This window comes from Staphylococcus sp. AtDRG32 (assembly GCF_004365845.1).
GTDB classification, from domain to species: domain Bacteria; phylum Bacillota; class Bacilli; order Staphylococcales; family Staphylococcaceae; genus Staphylococcus; species Staphylococcus hominis.
The window spans coordinates 827,097-844,947 of record NZ_SODE01000001.1 but is presented as its reverse complement, the minus strand read 5'-3'; the positions used below and the strand labels follow the sequence as shown (position 1 = coordinate 844,947).

The 17,851-nt window shown below is 31.0% G+C and carries 19 protein-coding genes; 15 read left to right on the top strand and 4 right to left on the bottom strand.

Annotated elements, in window-relative coordinates; translation table 11 throughout:
• Positions 1–229: 229 nt before the first annotated feature.
• From norA to BDW25_RS04035, 9 genes are all read left to right on the top strand, one after another.
• The gene (norA, locus tag BDW25_RS04075) at positions 230–1,393 is read left to right on the top strand and encodes a multidrug efflux MFS transporter NorA (protein WP_002449564.1); all 1,164 of its coding nucleotides are present in this window, start codon (positions 230–232) and stop codon (positions 1,391–1,393) included.
• Positions 1,394–1,551: 158 nt separating this feature from the next.
• Positions 1,552–2,028, top strand: coding sequence for a hypothetical protein (locus BDW25_RS04070; RefSeq protein ID WP_049418733.1), 477 nt, complete (start codon positions 1,552–1,554; stop codon positions 2,026–2,028).
• A gap of 154 nt (positions 2,029–2,182) precedes the next feature.
• Complete coding sequence (ybaK, locus tag BDW25_RS04065) at positions 2,183–2,638, top strand: Cys-tRNA(Pro) deacylase (RefSeq protein WP_172457931.1); 456 nt, start codon at positions 2,183–2,185, stop codon at positions 2,636–2,638.
• Positions 2,639–2,786: 148 nt separating this feature from the next.
• Complete coding sequence (locus tag BDW25_RS04060; protein ID WP_002449563.1) at positions 2,787–3,542, top strand: DeoR/GlpR family DNA-binding transcription regulator; 756 nt, start codon at positions 2,787–2,789, stop codon at positions 3,540–3,542.
• A gap of 2 nt (positions 3,543–3,544) precedes the next feature.
• Complete coding sequence (gene pfkB, locus BDW25_RS04055; protein ID WP_002449570.1) at positions 3,545–4,465, top strand: 1-phosphofructokinase; 921 nt, start codon at positions 3,545–3,547, stop codon at positions 4,463–4,465.
• 5 nt (positions 4,466–4,470) lie between these two features.
• On the top strand, positions 4,471–6,441 hold the full coding sequence (locus BDW25_RS04050; protein WP_002449586.1) for a PTS fructose transporter subunit IIABC: 1,971 nt from the start codon (positions 4,471–4,473) through the stop codon (positions 6,439–6,441).
• Positions 6,442–7,162: 721 nt separating this feature from the next.
• The gene (locus BDW25_RS04045; RefSeq protein WP_133944857.1) at positions 7,163–8,533 is read left to right on the top strand and encodes a hemolysin family protein; all 1,371 of its coding nucleotides are present in this window, start codon (positions 7,163–7,165) and stop codon (positions 8,531–8,533) included.
• A gap of 112 nt (positions 8,534–8,645) precedes the next feature.
• Positions 8,646–9,485, top strand: coding sequence for an aldo/keto reductase (locus BDW25_RS04040; protein WP_133944855.1), 840 nt, complete (start codon positions 8,646–8,648; stop codon positions 9,483–9,485).
• Between the two features lie 126 nt (positions 9,486–9,611).
• Positions 9,612–10,595 carry a glycosyltransferase family 2 protein gene (locus BDW25_RS04035; protein WP_002449575.1) on the top strand — a complete coding sequence of 328 codons (984 nt, stop codon included), beginning with the start codon at positions 9,612–9,614 and terminating at the stop codon, positions 10,593–10,595.
• A gap of 45 nt (positions 10,596–10,640) precedes the next feature.
• Here BDW25_RS04035 and BDW25_RS04030 read toward each other — a convergent pair whose 3' ends face one another.
• The 4 genes from BDW25_RS04030 to queC all read right to left on the bottom strand — a co-directional run bounded on the left by BDW25_RS04030 (position 10,641) and on the right by queC (position 13,167).
• Entirely contained in the window at positions 10,641–11,249 is a 609-nt protein-coding gene (locus BDW25_RS04030; RefSeq protein WP_002449079.1) for a hypothetical protein, read from the bottom strand.
• Positions 11,250–11,357: 108 nt separating this feature from the next.
• Positions 11,358–12,074, bottom strand: coding sequence for a 7-carboxy-7-deazaguanine synthase QueE (gene queE / locus BDW25_RS04025; RefSeq protein WP_002449094.1), 717 nt, complete (start codon positions 12,072–12,074; stop codon positions 11,358–11,360).
• Positions 12,074–12,493, bottom strand: a complete 420-nt coding sequence (gene queD / locus BDW25_RS04020; protein ID WP_002449084.1) for a 6-carboxytetrahydropterin synthase QueD — start codon at positions 12,491–12,493, stop codon at positions 12,074–12,076. The genes queE and queD overlap by 1 nt, the downstream gene beginning before the upstream one ends.
• Entirely contained in the window at positions 12,490–13,167 is a 678-nt protein-coding gene (queC, locus tag BDW25_RS04015; protein ID WP_002449071.1) for a 7-cyano-7-deazaguanine synthase QueC, read from the bottom strand. Before queC ends, queD begins: the two co-directional genes overlap by 4 nt.
• 332 nt (positions 13,168–13,499) lie before the next feature.
• Between queC and BDW25_RS04010 the strand changes: the two genes are divergently transcribed.
• From BDW25_RS04010 to BDW25_RS03985, 6 genes are read left to right on the top strand one after another with little or no spacing between them, the layout of a single operon-like run.
• Entirely contained in the window at positions 13,500–14,093 is a 594-nt protein-coding gene (locus BDW25_RS04010; protein ID WP_002455637.1) for an anthranilate synthase component II, read from the top strand.
• On the top strand, positions 14,077–15,219 hold the full coding sequence (locus BDW25_RS04005) for a chorismate-binding protein (RefSeq protein ID WP_002449090.1): 1,143 nt from the start codon (positions 14,077–14,079) through the stop codon (positions 15,217–15,219). The genes BDW25_RS04010 and BDW25_RS04005 overlap by 17 nt, the downstream gene beginning before the upstream one ends.
• Positions 15,220–15,828 (top strand): aminotransferase class IV, encoded by a 609-nt coding sequence (locus tag BDW25_RS04000; RefSeq protein ID WP_002449082.1) that lies wholly within the window; start codon positions 15,220–15,222, stop codon positions 15,826–15,828.
• A 53-nt stretch (positions 15,829–15,881) separates the two neighbouring features.
• The gene (locus BDW25_RS03995; RefSeq protein WP_002449078.1) at positions 15,882–16,088 is read left to right on the top strand and encodes a hypothetical protein; all 207 of its coding nucleotides are present in this window, start codon (positions 15,882–15,884) and stop codon (positions 16,086–16,088) included.
• A 41-nt stretch (positions 16,089–16,129) separates the two neighbouring features.
• Complete coding sequence (locus BDW25_RS03990; protein WP_002449065.1) at positions 16,130–16,834, top strand: 5-oxoprolinase subunit B family protein; 705 nt, start codon at positions 16,130–16,132, stop codon at positions 16,832–16,834.
• Entirely contained in the window at positions 16,834–17,838 is a 1,005-nt protein-coding gene (locus BDW25_RS03985) for a 5-oxoprolinase subunit C family protein (RefSeq protein WP_002449095.1), read from the top strand. The genes BDW25_RS03990 and BDW25_RS03985 overlap by 1 nt, the downstream gene beginning before the upstream one ends.
• Positions 17,839–17,851: the final 13 nt, after the last annotated feature.

Genomic DNA, 17,851 nt, shown 5'->3' with positions numbered 1-17,851 from the left:
GAATGGATTTATTCTTCAAGAAAATACATCAATTTTGATAAGTAGAAATGGTAAAAACATTGTATAGCATTTTACACAGGAGTCTGGACTTGACTTTAAAATAAAAAATAATATATAATAGTATCTAAATGAAAGATGAAAAATTTAGAATTTTTAACTTTTCTCAGAATATGAATTAGATGAATTTCATTAAGCGTATTTAATTATAGATAAAAGAGAGGTGGTCTTCATGAAAAAACAATTATTTACATTATATTTTAATATATTTTTAATATTCGTTGGAATTGGCCTTGTTATTCCTGTTCTTCCAGTATATTTGAAAGATTTAGGGTTAAAAGGAAGCGATTTAGGAATTTTAGTAGCTATTTTCTCATTGTCTCAAATGATTATTTCTCCTTTTGGAGGAAGTTTAGCTGATAAATTGGGTAAAAAATTAATTATTTGTTTAGGATTAGTATTTTTTACAATCTCTGAATTCTTATTTGCTATGAGTCATTCTTTTATCCTTCTAATAGTATCAAGAATACTTGGTGGTTTTAGTGCAGGGATGGTAATGCCTGGTGTAACAGGAATGATTGCAGATATTTCTATAGCTAAAGATAAAGCGAAAAATTTTGGTTATATGTCTGCAATTATTAACTCTGGTTTTATTTTAGGACCAGGAATTGGTGGTTTTTTAGCAGAAGTATCACATCGTCTTCCATTTTATTTTGCAGGTGCATTAGGTATTATTGCGTTTGTTATATCTGTAATATTGATTCGCCAACCGCAAAATACAGCGGAAAGTCATCATATTCACTTTGAAACTAAAGAACTTTCTAAAATCCAATGGGGTGTTTTTATTACTCCAATTATCTTAACATTTGTACTTGCTTTTGGTTTGTCTTCTTTTGAGACGTTATTTTCTCTGTATACTTCAGCGAAAGCAAACTACGCACCTGGCGATATTTCAATTGCTATTGTAGGTGGTGGTGTTGCAGGAGCAGTATTCCAAATTTTCTTTTTTGATAAATTTATGAGATATACCACTGAACTTACATTTATTACTTGGGCATTATTATATTCTGTCATTGTTATATTTAGTCTTATAATCGCTCATAGTTACTGGTCAATTATGTTAATTAGTTTTATTGTCTTTATTGGATTTGATTTAATTCGTCCAGCGCTAACTAATTATTATTCAAATATAGCAGGTAATCGACAAGGTTTTGCTGGAGGACTTAATTCTACATTTACAAGTATGGGTAATTTTGTAGGCCCATTGGTAGCAGGCTCGTTATTTGATGTTAATATTGAATTTCCTTTATATATGTCTATTATTGTAATGTTATTTGGGGTAGTAATTATTTTCATAGAGAAAAAGTTACAGTTAAATCGTAGCAGATGTGATTAAATAAGTTTTATATAATAGAAATGTAACAATAAAAAGTCGTTAGGTAATATAACTGTTACAAAGATTACAATTATTTTAAATTGCCTTCTACTGAATTATTTTATCTATATTTGTATGTTAAGATATAAAAAAATTCAAAGAGAAGTGTGGGTAAGGAGATGAATTTAAAAAATATATTGTTAAGTGTGGTAGCTATCATTTTATCAATTTGTTTGGCATTTCTATTATTTATCGCAACGAATCAAAATGCCTTAGCTAAGGTACATCGAACAATTTCTACTTTTTCAAAAGTCGGAAGTATTGTCGAAACTAAAAATATATTAAATATAAACAGCAATCACACCGCCGAAGCTTCTGAGAAAAATCAAACGCAATACAAAGCAGATATTCGTCAAAATCAAAACGTTAACTATAGGTTGACTGAGAAAGCTCAAGAAAAATATTTATACTCAACAGAGGAATGTAAAACGATAGTTGAAAATTATATGCAACAAAATTATAAACAGCCTGTAAAGTTAGAGGGTTTGAATGAAACTAATCAAGCCATCACTTTTGAAGCGTATCCAGAAAACAAAAAAGCTGAAGATATAACAATTAATAAAGTGGGTAAAGTTGAGATAATTTCTGCAAATTAAGTTAAATAAAAATGTAATGTAAAATCAGAGTAAGAAAGTGAAATCTAAAGGTTTCTATCTTACTCTATTTTTTATTTGTCACAAAGAGTAGTAAAATTAGATATATAAAGAAGATAAATGAGGTGTTACATTGAAACATAAGAAAACCAATGCAATGAGAATGCTTGATAGAGCTAAGATTAATTATTCAGTAAATACATTTGAAATAGGTGAAGAACATTTAGATGGAGAAACAATTGCGGAATTAGTGCATGCGAATGTGAAAGACGTTTATAAAACATTAGTGTTAGAAAATGCTAATCATGATCATTTTGTATGTGTTATACCAGTTAGTGAAACATTAGACTTAAAAGAAGCGGCACATGTCATAGGTGAAAAGAAACTTAATTTGATGCCGATGGATGATTTAAAAAAAGTTACTGGCTATATAAGAGGAGGGTGTTCTCCAATAGGAATGAAACATTCGTTTCCAACGATTATTGATGAGTCAGCTTTATCACGAGACAAAATCAATGTGAGTGGTGGTCAACGAGGCATGCAAATTATACTTGAACCTAATGATTTAATTGCAGTTACACAGGCACAAACAGCACGTATTACTCAACATTAAATGTATTAGCAGAGTGAGCAATGATATACATTGTGAACACTCTGTTAATTTTTCGGTTTTTTTGAACGTTTTTGAACGTTTTTGATAATTTTTGATTGAAATATGTAAGCGTGAACACTATAATAAAAGTTGTAAAGGAGTGTTAAAGATGATTTCTGAAAAACGACAAAGTTTAATTTTACAAGAACTTAAGAAAAAAGATTTTTTATCACTCCAAGAGTTAATTGAACGAACAGGTTGTAGTGCTTCAACTATAAGAAGAGATTTATCAAAGTTACAACAACTTGGACGTCTTCAACGTGTTCATGGTGGTGCAACACTTAATAGTCATAGAAACCAAGAACCTATTTTATCTGAAAAACTGTCTACAAATCTAAAAGAAAAAAGAGAAATTGGAAGAAAGGCAGCTCAGCTCATTGAAGATAATGATTATATTTTTATGGATGCAGGTTCATCTACAATTGAGATGATTCCATTTATAAAAGCACAAGATATCGTAGTGGTTACAAACGGATTGTCTCACGTTGAAAGATTACTTCATCGAGGTATTAAAACCTTGATGATTGGTGGAGAAGTAAAAGCTACCACTTTTGCTACTGTCGGAGCAAGTGCCCTTGAAGTTTTAAGACGTTATTGTTTTGATAAAGCTTTCATAGGTATGAATGGCTTAGATTTGAATCATGGATTAACCACACCAGATGAAAAAGAAGCATTAATTAAAGAAAGAGCAATACATCAAGCAACCACATCTTATGTTTTATTAGACCATTCAAAATTAGATGAAACATATTTTGCGCATGTCTCAACCAAAGCATGCCATGTTGAGTACATCGTATCTGAGCAATTACGTCATCATAATCGCTACAACGAATACAAAGAGAAATACCACTTTTTAGGAGGTTAATTATGATATATACAGTGACATTTAATCCATCTATTGATTACATCATGTTTACTGATGGATTTGAGCTAAAAGGGCTTAATAGAGCTAGAGAAACATACAAATTTGCTGGTGGAAAAGGTATTAATGTTTCTCGCGTCTTGAAAACCTTAGATGTTTCATCTACGGCATTAGGATTTGCTGGAGGTTTTCCTGGGGAATTTATTTCTAGCATTTTGGAACAAAGCGATATTAATACGGAGTTTATTAAAGTAAATGAAGATACTCGTATTAATGTTAAATTAAAATCCGGCGATGAAACTGAAATTAATGCACCTGGTCCGAATGTGACGTCTGAGCAGTTTGAAGCATTATTAAATCAGATTAGACATACTTCTAAGGAGGACACTGTCATTGTAGCAGGAAGTGTTCCAAAAAGTATTCCGAGTGATGCTTATGCTCAAATTGCAAAAATCACTCAAGAAACAGGTGCAAAATTAGTAGTGGATGCTGAAAGAGATTTAGTTAATACAGTGTTAGAATATCATCCTTTATTTATTAAACCGAATAAAGATGAATTAGAAGAAATGTTTGATGTCACAATTAAATCAGATCAAGATGTCGTTAAGTATGGTAGAGAAATAGTAAAAAATGGAGCTCAATCTGTCATTATTTCTTTAGGTGGAGATGGTGCCATATATGTTGACGAGACAAGAAGTATTAAAGCCCAAAATCCTAAAGGTGAAGTTGTAAATACAGTAGGATCTGGTGACAGTACAGTTGCAGGTATGGTAGCGGGTCTTGAGTTGGGACTATCACTTGAAGAAGCATTTTGCCAAGCAGTAGCTTCAGGTACGGCTACGGCATTTAATGATGACTTAGCATTAAGAGAAGATATAGAAAAAATCAAGTCACAAGTTACAATTTCTGTACTTGATGGGGAGTGATAGAGTTGAGAATAACAGAATTACTTACAAAAGAAACTATTGCTATGGATTTATCAGCTAGTGATAAAAATGGCGTCATTGATGAATTAGTTAATCAATTAGATTCAGCTGGTAAATTAAGCGATATAGCTCAATTTAAGGAAGCGATTCATAATCGTGAGTCACAAAGTACAACGGGAATTGGTGAAGGAATAGCCATTCCACATGCTAAAGTAGCAGCAGTGACATCACCTGCGATTGCTTTTGGTAAATCAAAAGAAGGTGTGGACTATCAAAGTTTAGATGGTCAACCTGCGCATTTATTCTTTATGATTGCAGCACCAGAGGGTGGCGCACAAACACATTTAGATGCATTAGCTAAATTGTCAGGCATTTTAATGGACGATACAGTAAGAGAAAATCTATTACAGGCTAATTCGAAAGAAGAAATACTTCGTATTATTGATGATGCTGATGATGAAGCAACTAAAGAAGAAGAAAAAGAAGCTCAAAAACAAGAGGATGAAGCACAAGCAACAACTGGCGCATCAGCGAATGATAATGCTAACGAACCTTACGTTTTAGCTGTAACAGCGTGTCCCACAGGTATTGCACATACGTATATGGCCCGTGATGCTTTGAAAAAACAAGCAGAAAAAATGGGAGTGAAAATAAAAGTTGAAACAAATGGTTCAAGTGGTATTAAAAACCATTTAACTCAACAAGATATTGAACGTGCAACTGGGATTATTGTAGCTGCCGATGTTCATGTAGAAACAGATCGTTTCGATGGTAAAAATGTAGTTGAGGTTCCAGTAGCAGACGGGATTAAACGTCCTGAAGAGTTAATTAATACAGCACTTGATACAAGTAGAAAACCATTTAAAGCACATGGTGGACAAAAAAATACAGATAAAGATAGTAATGATGAAAAATTAAGTCCAGGTAAAGCATTTTATAAACACTTAATGAATGGTGTTTCTAATATGTTACCACTTGTTATTGCTGGTGGTATATTAATGGCGATTGTATTCTTATTTGGCGCCAACTCATTTGATCCAAAAAGTCCTGAACACAATGCGTTTGCAGAACAATTGTGGAATATTGGTAATAAGAGTGCCTTTGCATTAATTATTCCAATCTTAGCTGGTTTCATTTCTCGTAGTATTGCAGATAAACCAGGTTTTGCAGCTGGCTTAGTTGGCGGTATGTTAGCAATTTCTGGTGGCTCTGGGTTTATCGGTGGTATTATTGCTGGTTTCTTAGCGGGTTATTTAACACAAGGTATCAAATATATTACTCGTAATTTACCTCAAGCAGTTGAAGGTTTAAAACCAACATTAATTTATCCACTATTAAGTGTGACAATTACTGGATTATTAATGATTTATGTATTTAATCCACCTGCAGCATGGTTAAACAATCTATTATTAAATGGTTTAAATAGTTTATCTGGTTCTAACATTATGCTATTAGGACTAGTTATTGGAGCTATGATGGCAATTGATATGGGGGGTCCATTCAATAAAGCAGCTTATGTATTTGCGACAGCAGCTTTAACTGAAGGTAATGCTGCACCAATAACAGCAGCAATGGTTGGTGGTATGATTCCACCATTAGCAATTGCCACAGCAATGTTTATCTTTAAACGTAAATTTACAAAAGAGCAACGTGGCTCAATCGTACCTAACTATGTTATGGGTCTATCATTCATCACAGAAGGTGCTATACCTTTTGCAGCTGCTGACCCATTACGTGTGATTCCATCAATGATGGTCGGTTCAGGTGTTGCTGGAGCGATTGCATTAGGACTTGGTTCAAGAATTAATGCACCTCATGGTGGTATCATCGTTATAGCAGCCACAGACTTTAGTCATATTATCCAAACTATCATTGCTTTAATTATAGGTACACTTGTTTCAGCAGTACTTTATGGTTTACTGAAACCAAAATTAACAGAACAAGAAATTAAAGCTTCAGAATCTATGGATGAATAATAAACATTAATTTAATGAGCCTGAGACATAATGAGTTGTCTCAGGCATTTTTTTATATATTGATATTTGGTCATTGAATTGAAAACGTGTTGTATCAAGATTATTTCAAGGAGTACTAGCATCGAAATCTTTGTAAAAAAGCAATGTTCAAAGAAATTTGGGGTGGAGTGCCAACAAAAAGGGTTTCCTGGGAAACCCAACGTTCAACGAAAGCTGGGGTTACATTATCGAAGGGATTAACGAATTCTGTCCAATCTTTTATTATATAGTTAGTATATAATTAAAAAGACATAGATATATATGTACTTGACTATTACTACAGATTGGGTTTAAATGGGAATTTGAGTTTAAGAAACAAATAACCATCCTGGAGTATTATTGTACTTTTATAGCATTTAATTAAAAATTCCTCACATATCATTTCTCTGATTTTCTTAAAAATTTATTACAAGGACTATTGAAGTATATATGAAATAGTAGTAAGAAAATCATTATATAATGCTTTTTAAATGATTTTAAATGTTAAAAGCTTTCTTATTCTTATTTAACCATTTAGTATAGAAATATGGTAATATTAAAGTAATACATTTTTTTTGGGGGTGTCTTAATGGGAAGGTCTTAACATGCGTTTATAACGGTGATAAGTATGACGTATTAAATTCGTGTTACTCATTAGAGACACATAATATTTGGAGGTGAATCCCTAGAAATAGGGAACTAATTGGAAACAGTGACCATAATTAATTTAGTAATATTTTTTCTATTAATCGCTTTAACAACCGTATTCGTTGGATCTGAATTTGCATTAGTAAAAGTACGTTCAACAAGAATTGAACAACTTGCTGATGAAGGTAATGGAAGTGCAAAAATTGTTAAAAAGATGATTGCTAATCTTGATTATTATTTATCAGCATGTCAACTTGGTATTACAGTTACATCTTTAGGTTTAGGTTGGTTAGGTGAACCGACATTCGAAAAACTATTACATCCACTTTTTAATCTATTACATTTGCCAAGTGCAGTGACTACAACCATTTCATTTGTGATTTCGTTTATTGTTGTAACTTATTTACATGTAGTGTTAGGTGAGTTAGCACCCAAATCAATAGCAATACAACATACTGAAAAATTAGCATTAACTTATGCTAGACCATTATATTATTTTGGTAATGTCATGAAGCCATTAATATGGTTAATGAATGGTTCGGCACGAGTAATTATTAGAATGCTTGGTGTTGACCCTGATGCGCAAGCAGATGCAATGTCTGAGGAAGAAATTAAAATCATTATTAATAATAGTTATAATGGTGGAGAAATTAATCAAACAGAACTGAATTACATGCAAAATATCTTTTCATTTGACGAAAGACATGCGAAAGATATCATGGTTCCACGTACACAAATGGTAACGTTAAACGAACCATTTAATGTTGACGAATTACTTGACACGATTAAAGAACATCAATTTACACGTTATCCAATTACTGAAGATGGGGATAAAGACCATATAAAAGGTTTTATTAATGTAAAAGAATTTTTAACAGAATATGCTTCAGGTAGAACAATTAAAATCTCTAATTATATTCATGAATTACCTATGATTTCAGAAACAACTCGTATTAGCGATGCATTAATTTCAATGCAACGTGAACATGTTCATATTAGTCTTATTATTGACGAATATGGTGGTACTGCCGGTATTCTAACAATGGAAGATATTCTTGAAGAGATTGTCGGTGAAATCAGAGATGAATTTGATGATGATGAAATAAATGATATTGTTAAATTAGAGGAAGATATATATCAAATTAACGGACGTGTCTTACTTGATGATTTACATGAAAAATTTGATATCACTTTTGAAGATTCTGAAGATATCGATACAATAGGTGGATGGTTACAAGCACACAATACTAATCTTCAAGTTGAAGACTATATAGATACAAAATACGATCGATGGATTGTTTCTGAAATGGATAATCACCAATTGGTATGGGTTGTACTTAAATACCAATTTAATGAAACAAGACCTGTGATTAGTGATGAAGAGGAAGAAGACAATCACGATCATAAACATGAATCGGATGAATAAAAATAAAGGCACTTGGGTATGTAAACCTAAGTGTCTTTATTTGTATGCGTAAAAGAAATTAAGTTATGCTAATTTTTAGTTGAAAAAATATATTGAATAGGATGTGGCATAAATGATAAATGATACACAAGTGTTAAATAATGGTTACCCAATGCCTAAAGTAGGACTAGGCGTTTATAAAATGGAAGATGATGAGATGGAAACCGCAGTACAAACAGCATTAGAAACGGGATATCGTGCATTTGATACTGCTTATTTTTACGGTAATGAACAAGCACTAGGTAAAGCTTTAAACAACAGTGATATTGCGAGAGAAGACGTGTTTATTACTTCTAAATTATGGAATGATTATCAAGGATATGATAATACATTAGAATATTTTAATAAATCTTTAGAAAACTTAGAATTGGATTATTTAGATTTATATTTAATTCATTGGCCATGTGAAAAAGATGGCTTATATATTGAATCTTATAAAGCATTAGAAAAATTATATAATGAAGGTAAAATTAAAGCGATTGGTGTATGTAACTTTAAACCCCATCACTTAGAAACATTGATGAAAGAGACAACTATTGTACCTCAAATTAATCAAATAGAAGTTCATCCTTATTTTAATCAACAAGATGTACAAGATTATTGTGATAAACATGATATTACTGTCACAGCTTGGATGCCACTTATGAGAAATCGAGGATTATTAGATGATTCAGTAATTACAAAATTAGCAGAACAATATGACAAAACACCAGCACAAATTGTATTACGTTGGCATCTAGCCCATGACAGAATTATTATTCCTAAATCAAAAACCCCATCTCGTATTCGTGAAAATTATGATATTTTTGACTTTAATTTAGAACTTACTGAGATTGCGGAAATTGATAGTTTAAATAGAAATGCACGTCAAGGTAAAGATCCAGATGATGTAGCAATAGGTGATTTAAAATAATATAGTTTAATTATTACAAAAGCTAGAGTTAATATTAATTATTTGTTAATTACATGGTTATTAGTAGAATATTTATTGATTTTATTGATACAATATTAGAAAGAATGTAGAAAAGGATGTAATTAGATGAAAATCAGAGTCATTATACCTTGCTTCAATGAAGGTAAAGTCGTAAAAAAAACTTACGATAGATTGACTGAAATTTTGACGGAGAATAGTAAAACTCGTCGTTATTATTATGACTTGTTATTTATTGATGATGGTAGTAAAGATAATACGATTGAGCATATACAAAATTTAGCGGAATACGATGAACATGTTAAATATATTTCTTTTAGTCGAAATTTTGGTAAAGAAGCAGCAATGATTGCTGGTTTTCAACACAGTGTGAATGTTGATGCAGTCGTAATGATTGATGGAGATTTACAACATCCTCCGGAATTTATACCTAAAATGATTGAAATATATCAACAAGGTTTTGATCAAGTTGTCGCTAAACGAGATCGTAGTGGTGAAAATATTGCACGTAAAACAATGTCAAAGTTGTACTATAAGCTCATTAATAGCTTTGTCGAAGATATTAAATTTAGTGATGGTGTAGGCGATTTTCGATTATTAAGTCAACGTGCAGTTAAATCGATTGTTTCATTAAATGAATATAATCGATTTTCTAAAGGATTATTTGAATGGATAGGGTATAATACAAAGATCTTTACTTATAAAAATGTAGAACGAGAAGCTGGAGAATCTAAATGGACATTTACCAAGTTATTAAATTATGGGATTGATGGATTAATATCATTTAATAATAAACCACTGAGAGCAATGATATATCTTGGAATGTTTATCTTTGGATTAAGCATCATTTATATTATTTATTTGTTAATAGGTATTTTAATGAATGGAATTAATCATCCAGGTTACTTTACAACAATAGCAGCTGTATTGTTATTAGGTGGCATTCAGTTAATGTCTATTGGTGTCGTTGGCGAATATATTGGGCGAATTTATTACGAAGTAAAACAAAGACCAAAATATATTGTGGAAGCTTCCAATTTAAAAACACCTATTGAAAAAGTAGTTGCAGAAAAAGAAAAAATTTATCAATAAAAAAATAAACATGTAAAAGCTCTTACATCATAGCTTCTTACATGTTTATTTTTTTAAGTCATTTTCAAAATTATTATGTTTTAGTTGCCATAATAAATATATATCAAATAAAGCATAAATAATTATGAAGATATACCAAAATGATGTTAATAAAGTCAAAAGTATAATTGAAATAATAATAATTGTATGACCAATCATAATAGGGTGTTGTAGCTTACTCAAAAATTTAAGATGATTCATTTCATTTTTTGAAAAAGTACTTATGAAATCAATGCTTAAGCCTATGATAAATATAGCTGGAGCTAAATAAGGAATAGACATATAGACTGATTGGTCGCTAGATTCAAAAGTGATAAATAATGAGCAACTAATCATAATTGCAAAAATGAATGCAAGAGATTTATACTCTGAAATCATTAAGTATATATGTTTACGATTTAAATAATATTGTAAGATTGTCCAACTTAAGAAAAATATAATTGAAGCAAATGTTATAAAATTGAACTTTTCAATCACAACACTATTAATAATAGCATTGATAACAATGGATAATAGAACGGAGTTAAACGTTAGTTGTTTGAAATGATGCCGATATAAATCAAAGCCCAGAACACATATGGTAATGGCTATATTAATAAATACATATATAATCATGTTGTACTCCTATCACGTGTGTGTAGTTCATTAAAATATTATAGCAATTAAAATAAACTTAATCATTTCAAAACACTTAATAAATATTATTCTATTATAATTTACTAATTATACACCTTTCTTATTACTCCATAACAATGTATGTAACTGAGGTAAAACATACACATGATTCATATCACTGCTATTCATTACTGTGTCTACAAGAGTTTCATAGCGACCAAGTAATTTTTCGGTATGATATTCAACATCATCATCTAAATAGGGATTTCCTACTTGCAAATAAAATGGAATATTACGATAACGATGATGAATCATTTTAGCAAATTGATAATCTTCTTTATCAAAAACAACTACTTTCAAGTTCAATGTTGATGGTATACATTGTTCTATGACACTATCTAATATTTCTAAATTAGGCACCATATTAGAGCTTGGCGGTTTAGGACTAATTGTTAAATCGTTAATTTGTCGCATCCAAGGTTGAAATTTACTGCCTTGGGTTTCTAATGCCGTAAAAATATTTTTTTCTTCAAATAAATCTACTAAATCTTGAATCCCTTTGATTAATGCAGGGTTACCTCCAGAAATAGTGACATGATCAAATTGATTACCGCCAATTTCTTTTAAACGATCATAAATGTCTTGAGCAGTTAATAACTCTATATCATCTTTAGCGCTACCATCCCACGTAAAGGCGGAATCGCACCAACTACAACGATAATCGCATCCTGCTGTGCGGACAAACATTGTTTTTCGTCCTATAACTCGTCCTTCTCCTTGAATAGTAGGTCCGAAAATTTCTAAAACTGGTATTTTTGAAGGCATTATTTAATCTCCTTTGGACGATAGACAACATAACTTGATGGTGTTTCACGTAAATAAACTTGTACACATTTAGGTTTATTGTCATACTCGTTAAGATGAGCTTGTACGATTTCAAAAATTGTCTGTGCCACAATTTCAGTAGAAGGACTTTTATCTTTAAATTGAGGTAACTCATTTAATAAATAGTGATCAAATTGGTCATGGACTAATCGTTTTAATTCACTAAAATTAATTAAAAATCCATTATGGTCGAGTGCATCTCCAACAATAGTTAAGTTAACAAAATAAGTATGTCCGTGTGTTCTCATGCATTTTCCAGCATCTTCACTAGGAATAAAATGTGCTGCTGAAAAATTGAAATCTTTATTTAATTCAAATGTATAAGGGTGATTCACTGTAGGATAAACTTGTTGTATCATAATGACGCATCTCCTTTTTGTTCTAAATATTGATGAAGTCCACGTTGTCTTAATTTACAAGCTGGACATTTTCCGCATCCATCTCCAATAATACCGTTGTAGCATGTAAGCGTATTGTGACGCACATAATTGAGAACACCTAATTCATCACTGAGTTCCCAAGTTTGCGCTTTATCTAACCACATTAAGGGTGTATGAATAACAAAATCTCTATCCATAGATAAACTAAGTGTGACATTCATAGATTTAATAAAACTATCTCGGCAATCTGGGTAACCAGAGAAGTCTGTTTCACATACACCAGTAATGATGTGTTTCGCATTCACTTGATAGGCAAGAGCCCCAGCAAATGATAAAAATAATAAATTACGAGCAGGTACAAAAGTATTTGGTATACCATCTTCCCCTGTCTCAATTGTCATGTCATGTTTTGTTAATGCATTTGGAGTAAGTTGGGATAGTAAAGACATGTCTAAAATATGATGTTTCAACCCTTGATCTTTTGCTATTTTAGAAGCTACTTCGATTTCTGTATTATGTCTTTGCCCATAATTGAATGTGACAAGTTCAACTTCTTTAAAATGTCTTTTGGCATAGAAAAGACAGGTTGTACTATCTTGACCACCACTAAACACAACAATTGCTTTTTCAGAATTCAAAACACTGTTTGGCATAACGTTTCTCCTTTAAAAGTTAATATTTTTAATTTATGATGAAATAGAATGAAAACATTTGATATAAAATATAAAAAAAGCCTATCTCTATAAAAAGATAGACTTAAAATATGTAGAACATATGTACATTAAAAAGTATGTATAAATATTTCTACAAAGGTCTAGTTTTTTATAGAGGGTTTCAGCTAGGAACCTCTTTATATTCGAATTATACGATAGATAGCTTAATATATTCATATCTTAAAATCAAGTGCTAGTTTATAGAATATTAAAGTAAGCGCTTATATAAAAATTGTATTTTAAATATATTATTTTGAAGGTTGGAAATAATTATGATTATAGTCATAGATAATAATGATTCATTTACATATAACTTGATTGATTACATAAAAATAGAAACCTCTCATTGTGTAGAGGTATTAAAGGTAACAGAAGTGACTGTAGCATTACTTGAAGAATTAACAATTGAGGCTATTGTCATCTCTCCAGGTCCGGGAAAACCAAGTGACTATCCAATTTTAAAAAGCGTTTTAGATAGATATGCCTCATCGGTACCTATATTAGGTATCTGTTTAGGGTTTCAACTCATCTATGAATATTATGGAGGAGAAATTATTCATGGACCAAAGCCTGTTCATGGTCATACAACACCTATAATCCATACAGGCAAAGGACTTTTCAAACATTTACCTCAAAATTTTAATGTCATGCGTTATCATTCCTTAATTGCTAATAGGCAACAATTACCTTCTCAATTAAATACTACAGCTACAAATAATGAAGGTATTATGATGGCATTTGAACATGATACCCTACCTATTTTTGCAGTACAGTATCATCCTGAATCTATATTAAGTGAATATGGTCATCAGCAGATTCAATACTTTATAGAGAAAGTAGGAAAAATACATGAATATTACGTTTAATTACCGTTATTATACTAACGAAGATGACTACATCGATTATCAATTGCGATTTGATCAATATATTTCAAAATCAATTGCCTATTCTTTAGAAGAAGTAGGTGAAGTTATTCAATTTGCTGAAGAACAACAGACAAAGGGGCATTATGTAGCGTTATATTTAACTTATGAATCAGCGCCATTTTTTAATAATCAATTAGAAACGTATCACTTAATAGAAAAAGAAGTATATGCTGCTGCATACGCTTTTAATCAACCCTTAAACTCTGATAATAATAAGGACAATATACAATATCATTCAGTACATCACTTTCAATTCCAAGAAAGTGACGAACAAATGAGAAGAAAAATTATTAAAATACAAGAAGCTATTACAGAAGGAGATACTTATCAAGTTAACTATACTACTCGTTTATCCAGTAAAGTGCATTATCCTATTTCAATGTTATATACCTATTTGACTCACAACAATAACGGTGGCTATACAGCTTTATTAGATACTGAAGAAGTAAAAGTTGCGTCAATTTCTCCAGAGTTATTTTTTCAAAAAGGTACATTTAACGATAAAGCAAACGTGATTGTTAGTAAGCCGATGAAAGGAACAATGCCACGTGGGAAAACTAGTGTAGAAGATCAGTTGAATTATGAAAAATTAATGTATTCTCATAAAGATAGAGCAGAAAATGTAATGATTGTTGATTTATTACGTAATGATATGTCAAGGATTTCAAAAACTGGAACCATCGAGGTTTATAAATTGTTCTTTATTGAAACGTATCAAACCGTATATCAAATGACAAGTATGGTAACAGGGCAACTAGAAGATGCTATATCTCTTCATTCGATTTTAACAGCAATGTTTCCATGTGGATCGATCACTGGTGCGCCTAAACAAAGTACAATGACTTATATCAAACACTTAGAAACCAGTCCAAGATATATTTATTGCGGCACAATAGGTTTATTGTTACCAGATGATAAAATGATTTTTAACATTCCAATTAGAACAGTAGAATATCGAAATAATATGGCTCTTTACGGTGTAGGTGCGGGAATTACCATTGATTCTGTTCCATTAAATGAAATTCAAGAATTTCGAGACAAAACCAAAATATTGGAGGAGTTATGATTGAAATTATTTGAAACAATGCAACTTAATCATGGTCATATACCAAGGTTAAACTATCATACGCGTCGACTATGTCATTCTTGTTCACAATTAGGTTTTCAGTTTTCAGAGAATGCTTGGTATAGTTATATTGAAAATTTAAAACAAAATTATAATGACCGCTTATATCGTTTGAAAGTAGAAATTGATAAAGATGGACAATTCACTCACGTTATTCAGCCATTATCTTCTAAAGACATTTTTACTGCACGTTTTAAAAAATCTAACAGTGATTATCCACAAAAATTCATTATAAATAAAACAACAGAAAGAGCATATTTAACGCATAATCATGAAACAGATTTGATACTACTGTATGATGATAGTGGCAAAATTTTAGAATTTGATATTGGAAATATTATGATTAAAGAAAATGGAAACTATTATACGCCACGATATAATAAAGATTTTTTACGAGGATGTATGAGAGAAAGTTTATTAGAAAATCATAAACTTAAGGTGAAAGATTATACTAAAGATGAATTAATGATCAAACTGGAAAATGAAGAAGTAGAAGTTTATTTACTGAATAGTCTACGTGAAGTTGCTCAGGTATCTATTTATATATAAAATACAATTGATAGATATTGTGAAATTTAATTTAGTTAATAATGGAGAAGGTTATGACATTATTATGGTTAATACTTATCGTATTACTCAATAGTTTAAGTAAATATATAATCAATCGATATTTGAAGCATAATCTAATTATGCTACCGCGTATTGTAGGAACAATGACTGTGTTGTTTCAATTTGTACTAGTATATCTTTTAATTCAATCCATCATGCCATATGCTACGCATTTATTAAATTTATTTTATCATCAATAAGATAGATTCAAATAATTTAGAATGTAATAAGAGGTGCAATAATGAAAATTTATAGTCAAGGAGACCAAGCGATTATTATAGATATTGAACAAGAAGTCGCTGAAGATGTAACTAAAAATTTAATTGCTGTACGTACACATTTATTAAATAAAGACTTACCTTTCATCACTGATATTGTACCTACAGAGTCTAGTATGATGATTTGTTATGATGCTCGAGATATGATTAAGCATTATAATATTTCATCGCCATTTCAATATATGAAGGCACTTGTAAATTCAATTCAAATTGAATTAGAACATATCGAAAATAAACAAACAGCGTGTCATTTTCATAATATTCCTGTGGTTTATGGTGATCAATTTGGACCTGATTTAGAGGCTCTATTAAAATACTATCGTCTATCTAAAGAGGAATTTATTCAACTTCATTCAAAATCACATTACTTTGTCTCTATGATGGGATACTCCCCAGGCTTTCCTTATTTAACAGGAATGAATGAAAAATTATATGTTAATCATACAAGTCAGAAGAAAAAAAGAGTGCCTGCAGGTTCTGTCATTATTGAAGGGAAAAAATGTGGCATTGTAACGACAGATACTTATAACGATTGGTTAGTCATTGGCTATACCCCAATTAAATTATTTTCACCAGAGCGCGATCACTTTAATTTATTAAAATTAGGAGATAATGTCTTATTTCATCCTAAAAACCCAAATGATACTGAATTAGGAGATTTTAAATAATGTCAATCATAATAGAAAAACCTGGACTTTTTAGCACGTTCCAAGACTTTGGACGTCAAGGGTATGAATATGAGGGAGTCATCCCTGGCGGTGCATTAGATACATTAGGACATGAAATTGCGAATCGTCTTGTAGCAAATGATAAAAACGAAGCAACTTTAGAAATGACACATATTATGGCGAAAATTAGATTCACAGAGCCTACTTTAATTGCCTTAACAGGTCATCACTTTGAAGCGTGTACAGAAAATATGAAAATTAAACCTTATAAATTGTATTTAGTAGAAAAAGGAGAAGTATTGTCTTTCAAAGAAACGAGTACAACATCCCGTGTTTATTTAGCTATTGGAGGAGGATTTAAATTAGATTCTTGGTTAAATTCAACTTCAACAGATTTAAATATTGGTGTTGGAGGATTTCAGGGGAGAACAATTCAAGAAGGCGATGAAATTGAAATGAAACGTGATTATACATCACGACATCGTAAACTTTTTGAAAATTTAGCACATCAGCGAACAACAAGTTGGGGAATTGATGGTTATGCTTTATCGTTTAATTACGTTTCTGATGTATTTCATGTCATTGCTAATAAAGGAACAAATGATTTTGATACTGATACACAACAAACATTTGTACATGGAGAGTACAAAGTAACGAATAAGTCTAATCGTGTAGGGATGTTACTAGAGGGTCCTAGTATCAAAGCCTATTATGAAGATATGCCTGAGTATCAACCAGTAAAAAAGGGCACTATTCAAGTAAAACGTGATGGTACACCTATTATTTTATTAAATGATCATTATACTATTGGAAGTTATCCACAAATAGGTACTATAGCAAGCTATCATTTGACTAAACTAGCTCAAAAACCACAAGGATCTCGTTTGAAATTTCAATTTATAGATATTGAAACGGCTGAAAAAAATACTGTGAAGTTTAGTAATTGGACGAATCAATTATTTCATGGTATCGAATTTCGAATGCAATTAGAAATGTTAAAATAAAAATATCATCAAA

What these genes read in the sequence shown, in the direction of transcription:
- norA (WP_002449564.1), top strand. Translation starts at nt 230, where the DNA reads ATGAAAAAACAATTATTTACATTATATTTTAATATATTTTTAATATTC.
- BDW25_RS04070 (WP_049418733.1), top strand. Translation starts at nt 1,552, where the DNA reads ATGAATTTAAAAAATATATTGTTAAGTGTGGTAGCTATCATTTTATCA.
- ybaK (WP_172457931.1), top strand. Translation starts at nt 2,183, where the DNA reads ATGAGAATGCTTGATAGAGCTAAGATTAATTATTCAGTAAATACATTT.
- BDW25_RS04060 (WP_002449563.1), top strand. Translation starts at nt 2,787, where the DNA reads ATGATTTCTGAAAAACGACAAAGTTTAATTTTACAAGAACTTAAGAAA.
- pfkB (WP_002449570.1), top strand. Translation starts at nt 3,545, where the DNA reads ATGATATATACAGTGACATTTAATCCATCTATTGATTACATCATGTTT.
- BDW25_RS04040 (WP_133944855.1), top strand. Translation starts at nt 8,646, where the DNA reads ATGATAAATGATACACAAGTGTTAAATAATGGTTACCCAATGCCTAAA.
- BDW25_RS04035 (WP_002449575.1), top strand. Translation starts at nt 9,612, where the DNA reads ATGAAAATCAGAGTCATTATACCTTGCTTCAATGAAGGTAAAGTCGTA.
- BDW25_RS04030 (WP_002449079.1), bottom strand. Translation starts at nt 11,249, where the DNA reads ATGATTATATATGTATTTATTAATATAGCCATTACCATATGTGTTCTG.
- queE (WP_002449094.1), bottom strand. Translation starts at nt 12,074, where the DNA reads ATGCCTTCAAAAATACCAGTTTTAGAAATTTTCGGACCTACTATTCAA.
- queD (WP_002449084.1), bottom strand. Translation starts at nt 12,493, where the DNA reads ATGATACAACAAGTTTATCCTACAGTGAATCACCCTTATACATTTGAA.
- queC (WP_002449071.1), bottom strand. Translation starts at nt 13,167, where the DNA reads ATGCCAAACAGTGTTTTGAATTCTGAAAAAGCAATTGTTGTGTTTAGT.
- BDW25_RS04010 (WP_002455637.1), top strand. Translation starts at nt 13,500, where the DNA reads ATGATTATAGTCATAGATAATAATGATTCATTTACATATAACTTGATT.
- BDW25_RS04005 (WP_002449090.1), top strand. Translation starts at nt 14,077, where the DNA reads ATGAATATTACGTTTAATTACCGTTATTATACTAACGAAGATGACTAC.
- BDW25_RS03995 (WP_002449078.1), top strand. Translation starts at nt 15,882, where the DNA reads ATGACATTATTATGGTTAATACTTATCGTATTACTCAATAGTTTAAGT.
- BDW25_RS03990 (WP_002449065.1), top strand. Translation starts at nt 16,130, where the DNA reads ATGAAAATTTATAGTCAAGGAGACCAAGCGATTATTATAGATATTGAA.
- BDW25_RS03985 (WP_002449095.1), top strand. Translation starts at nt 16,834, where the DNA reads ATGTCAATCATAATAGAAAAACCTGGACTTTTTAGCACGTTCCAAGAC.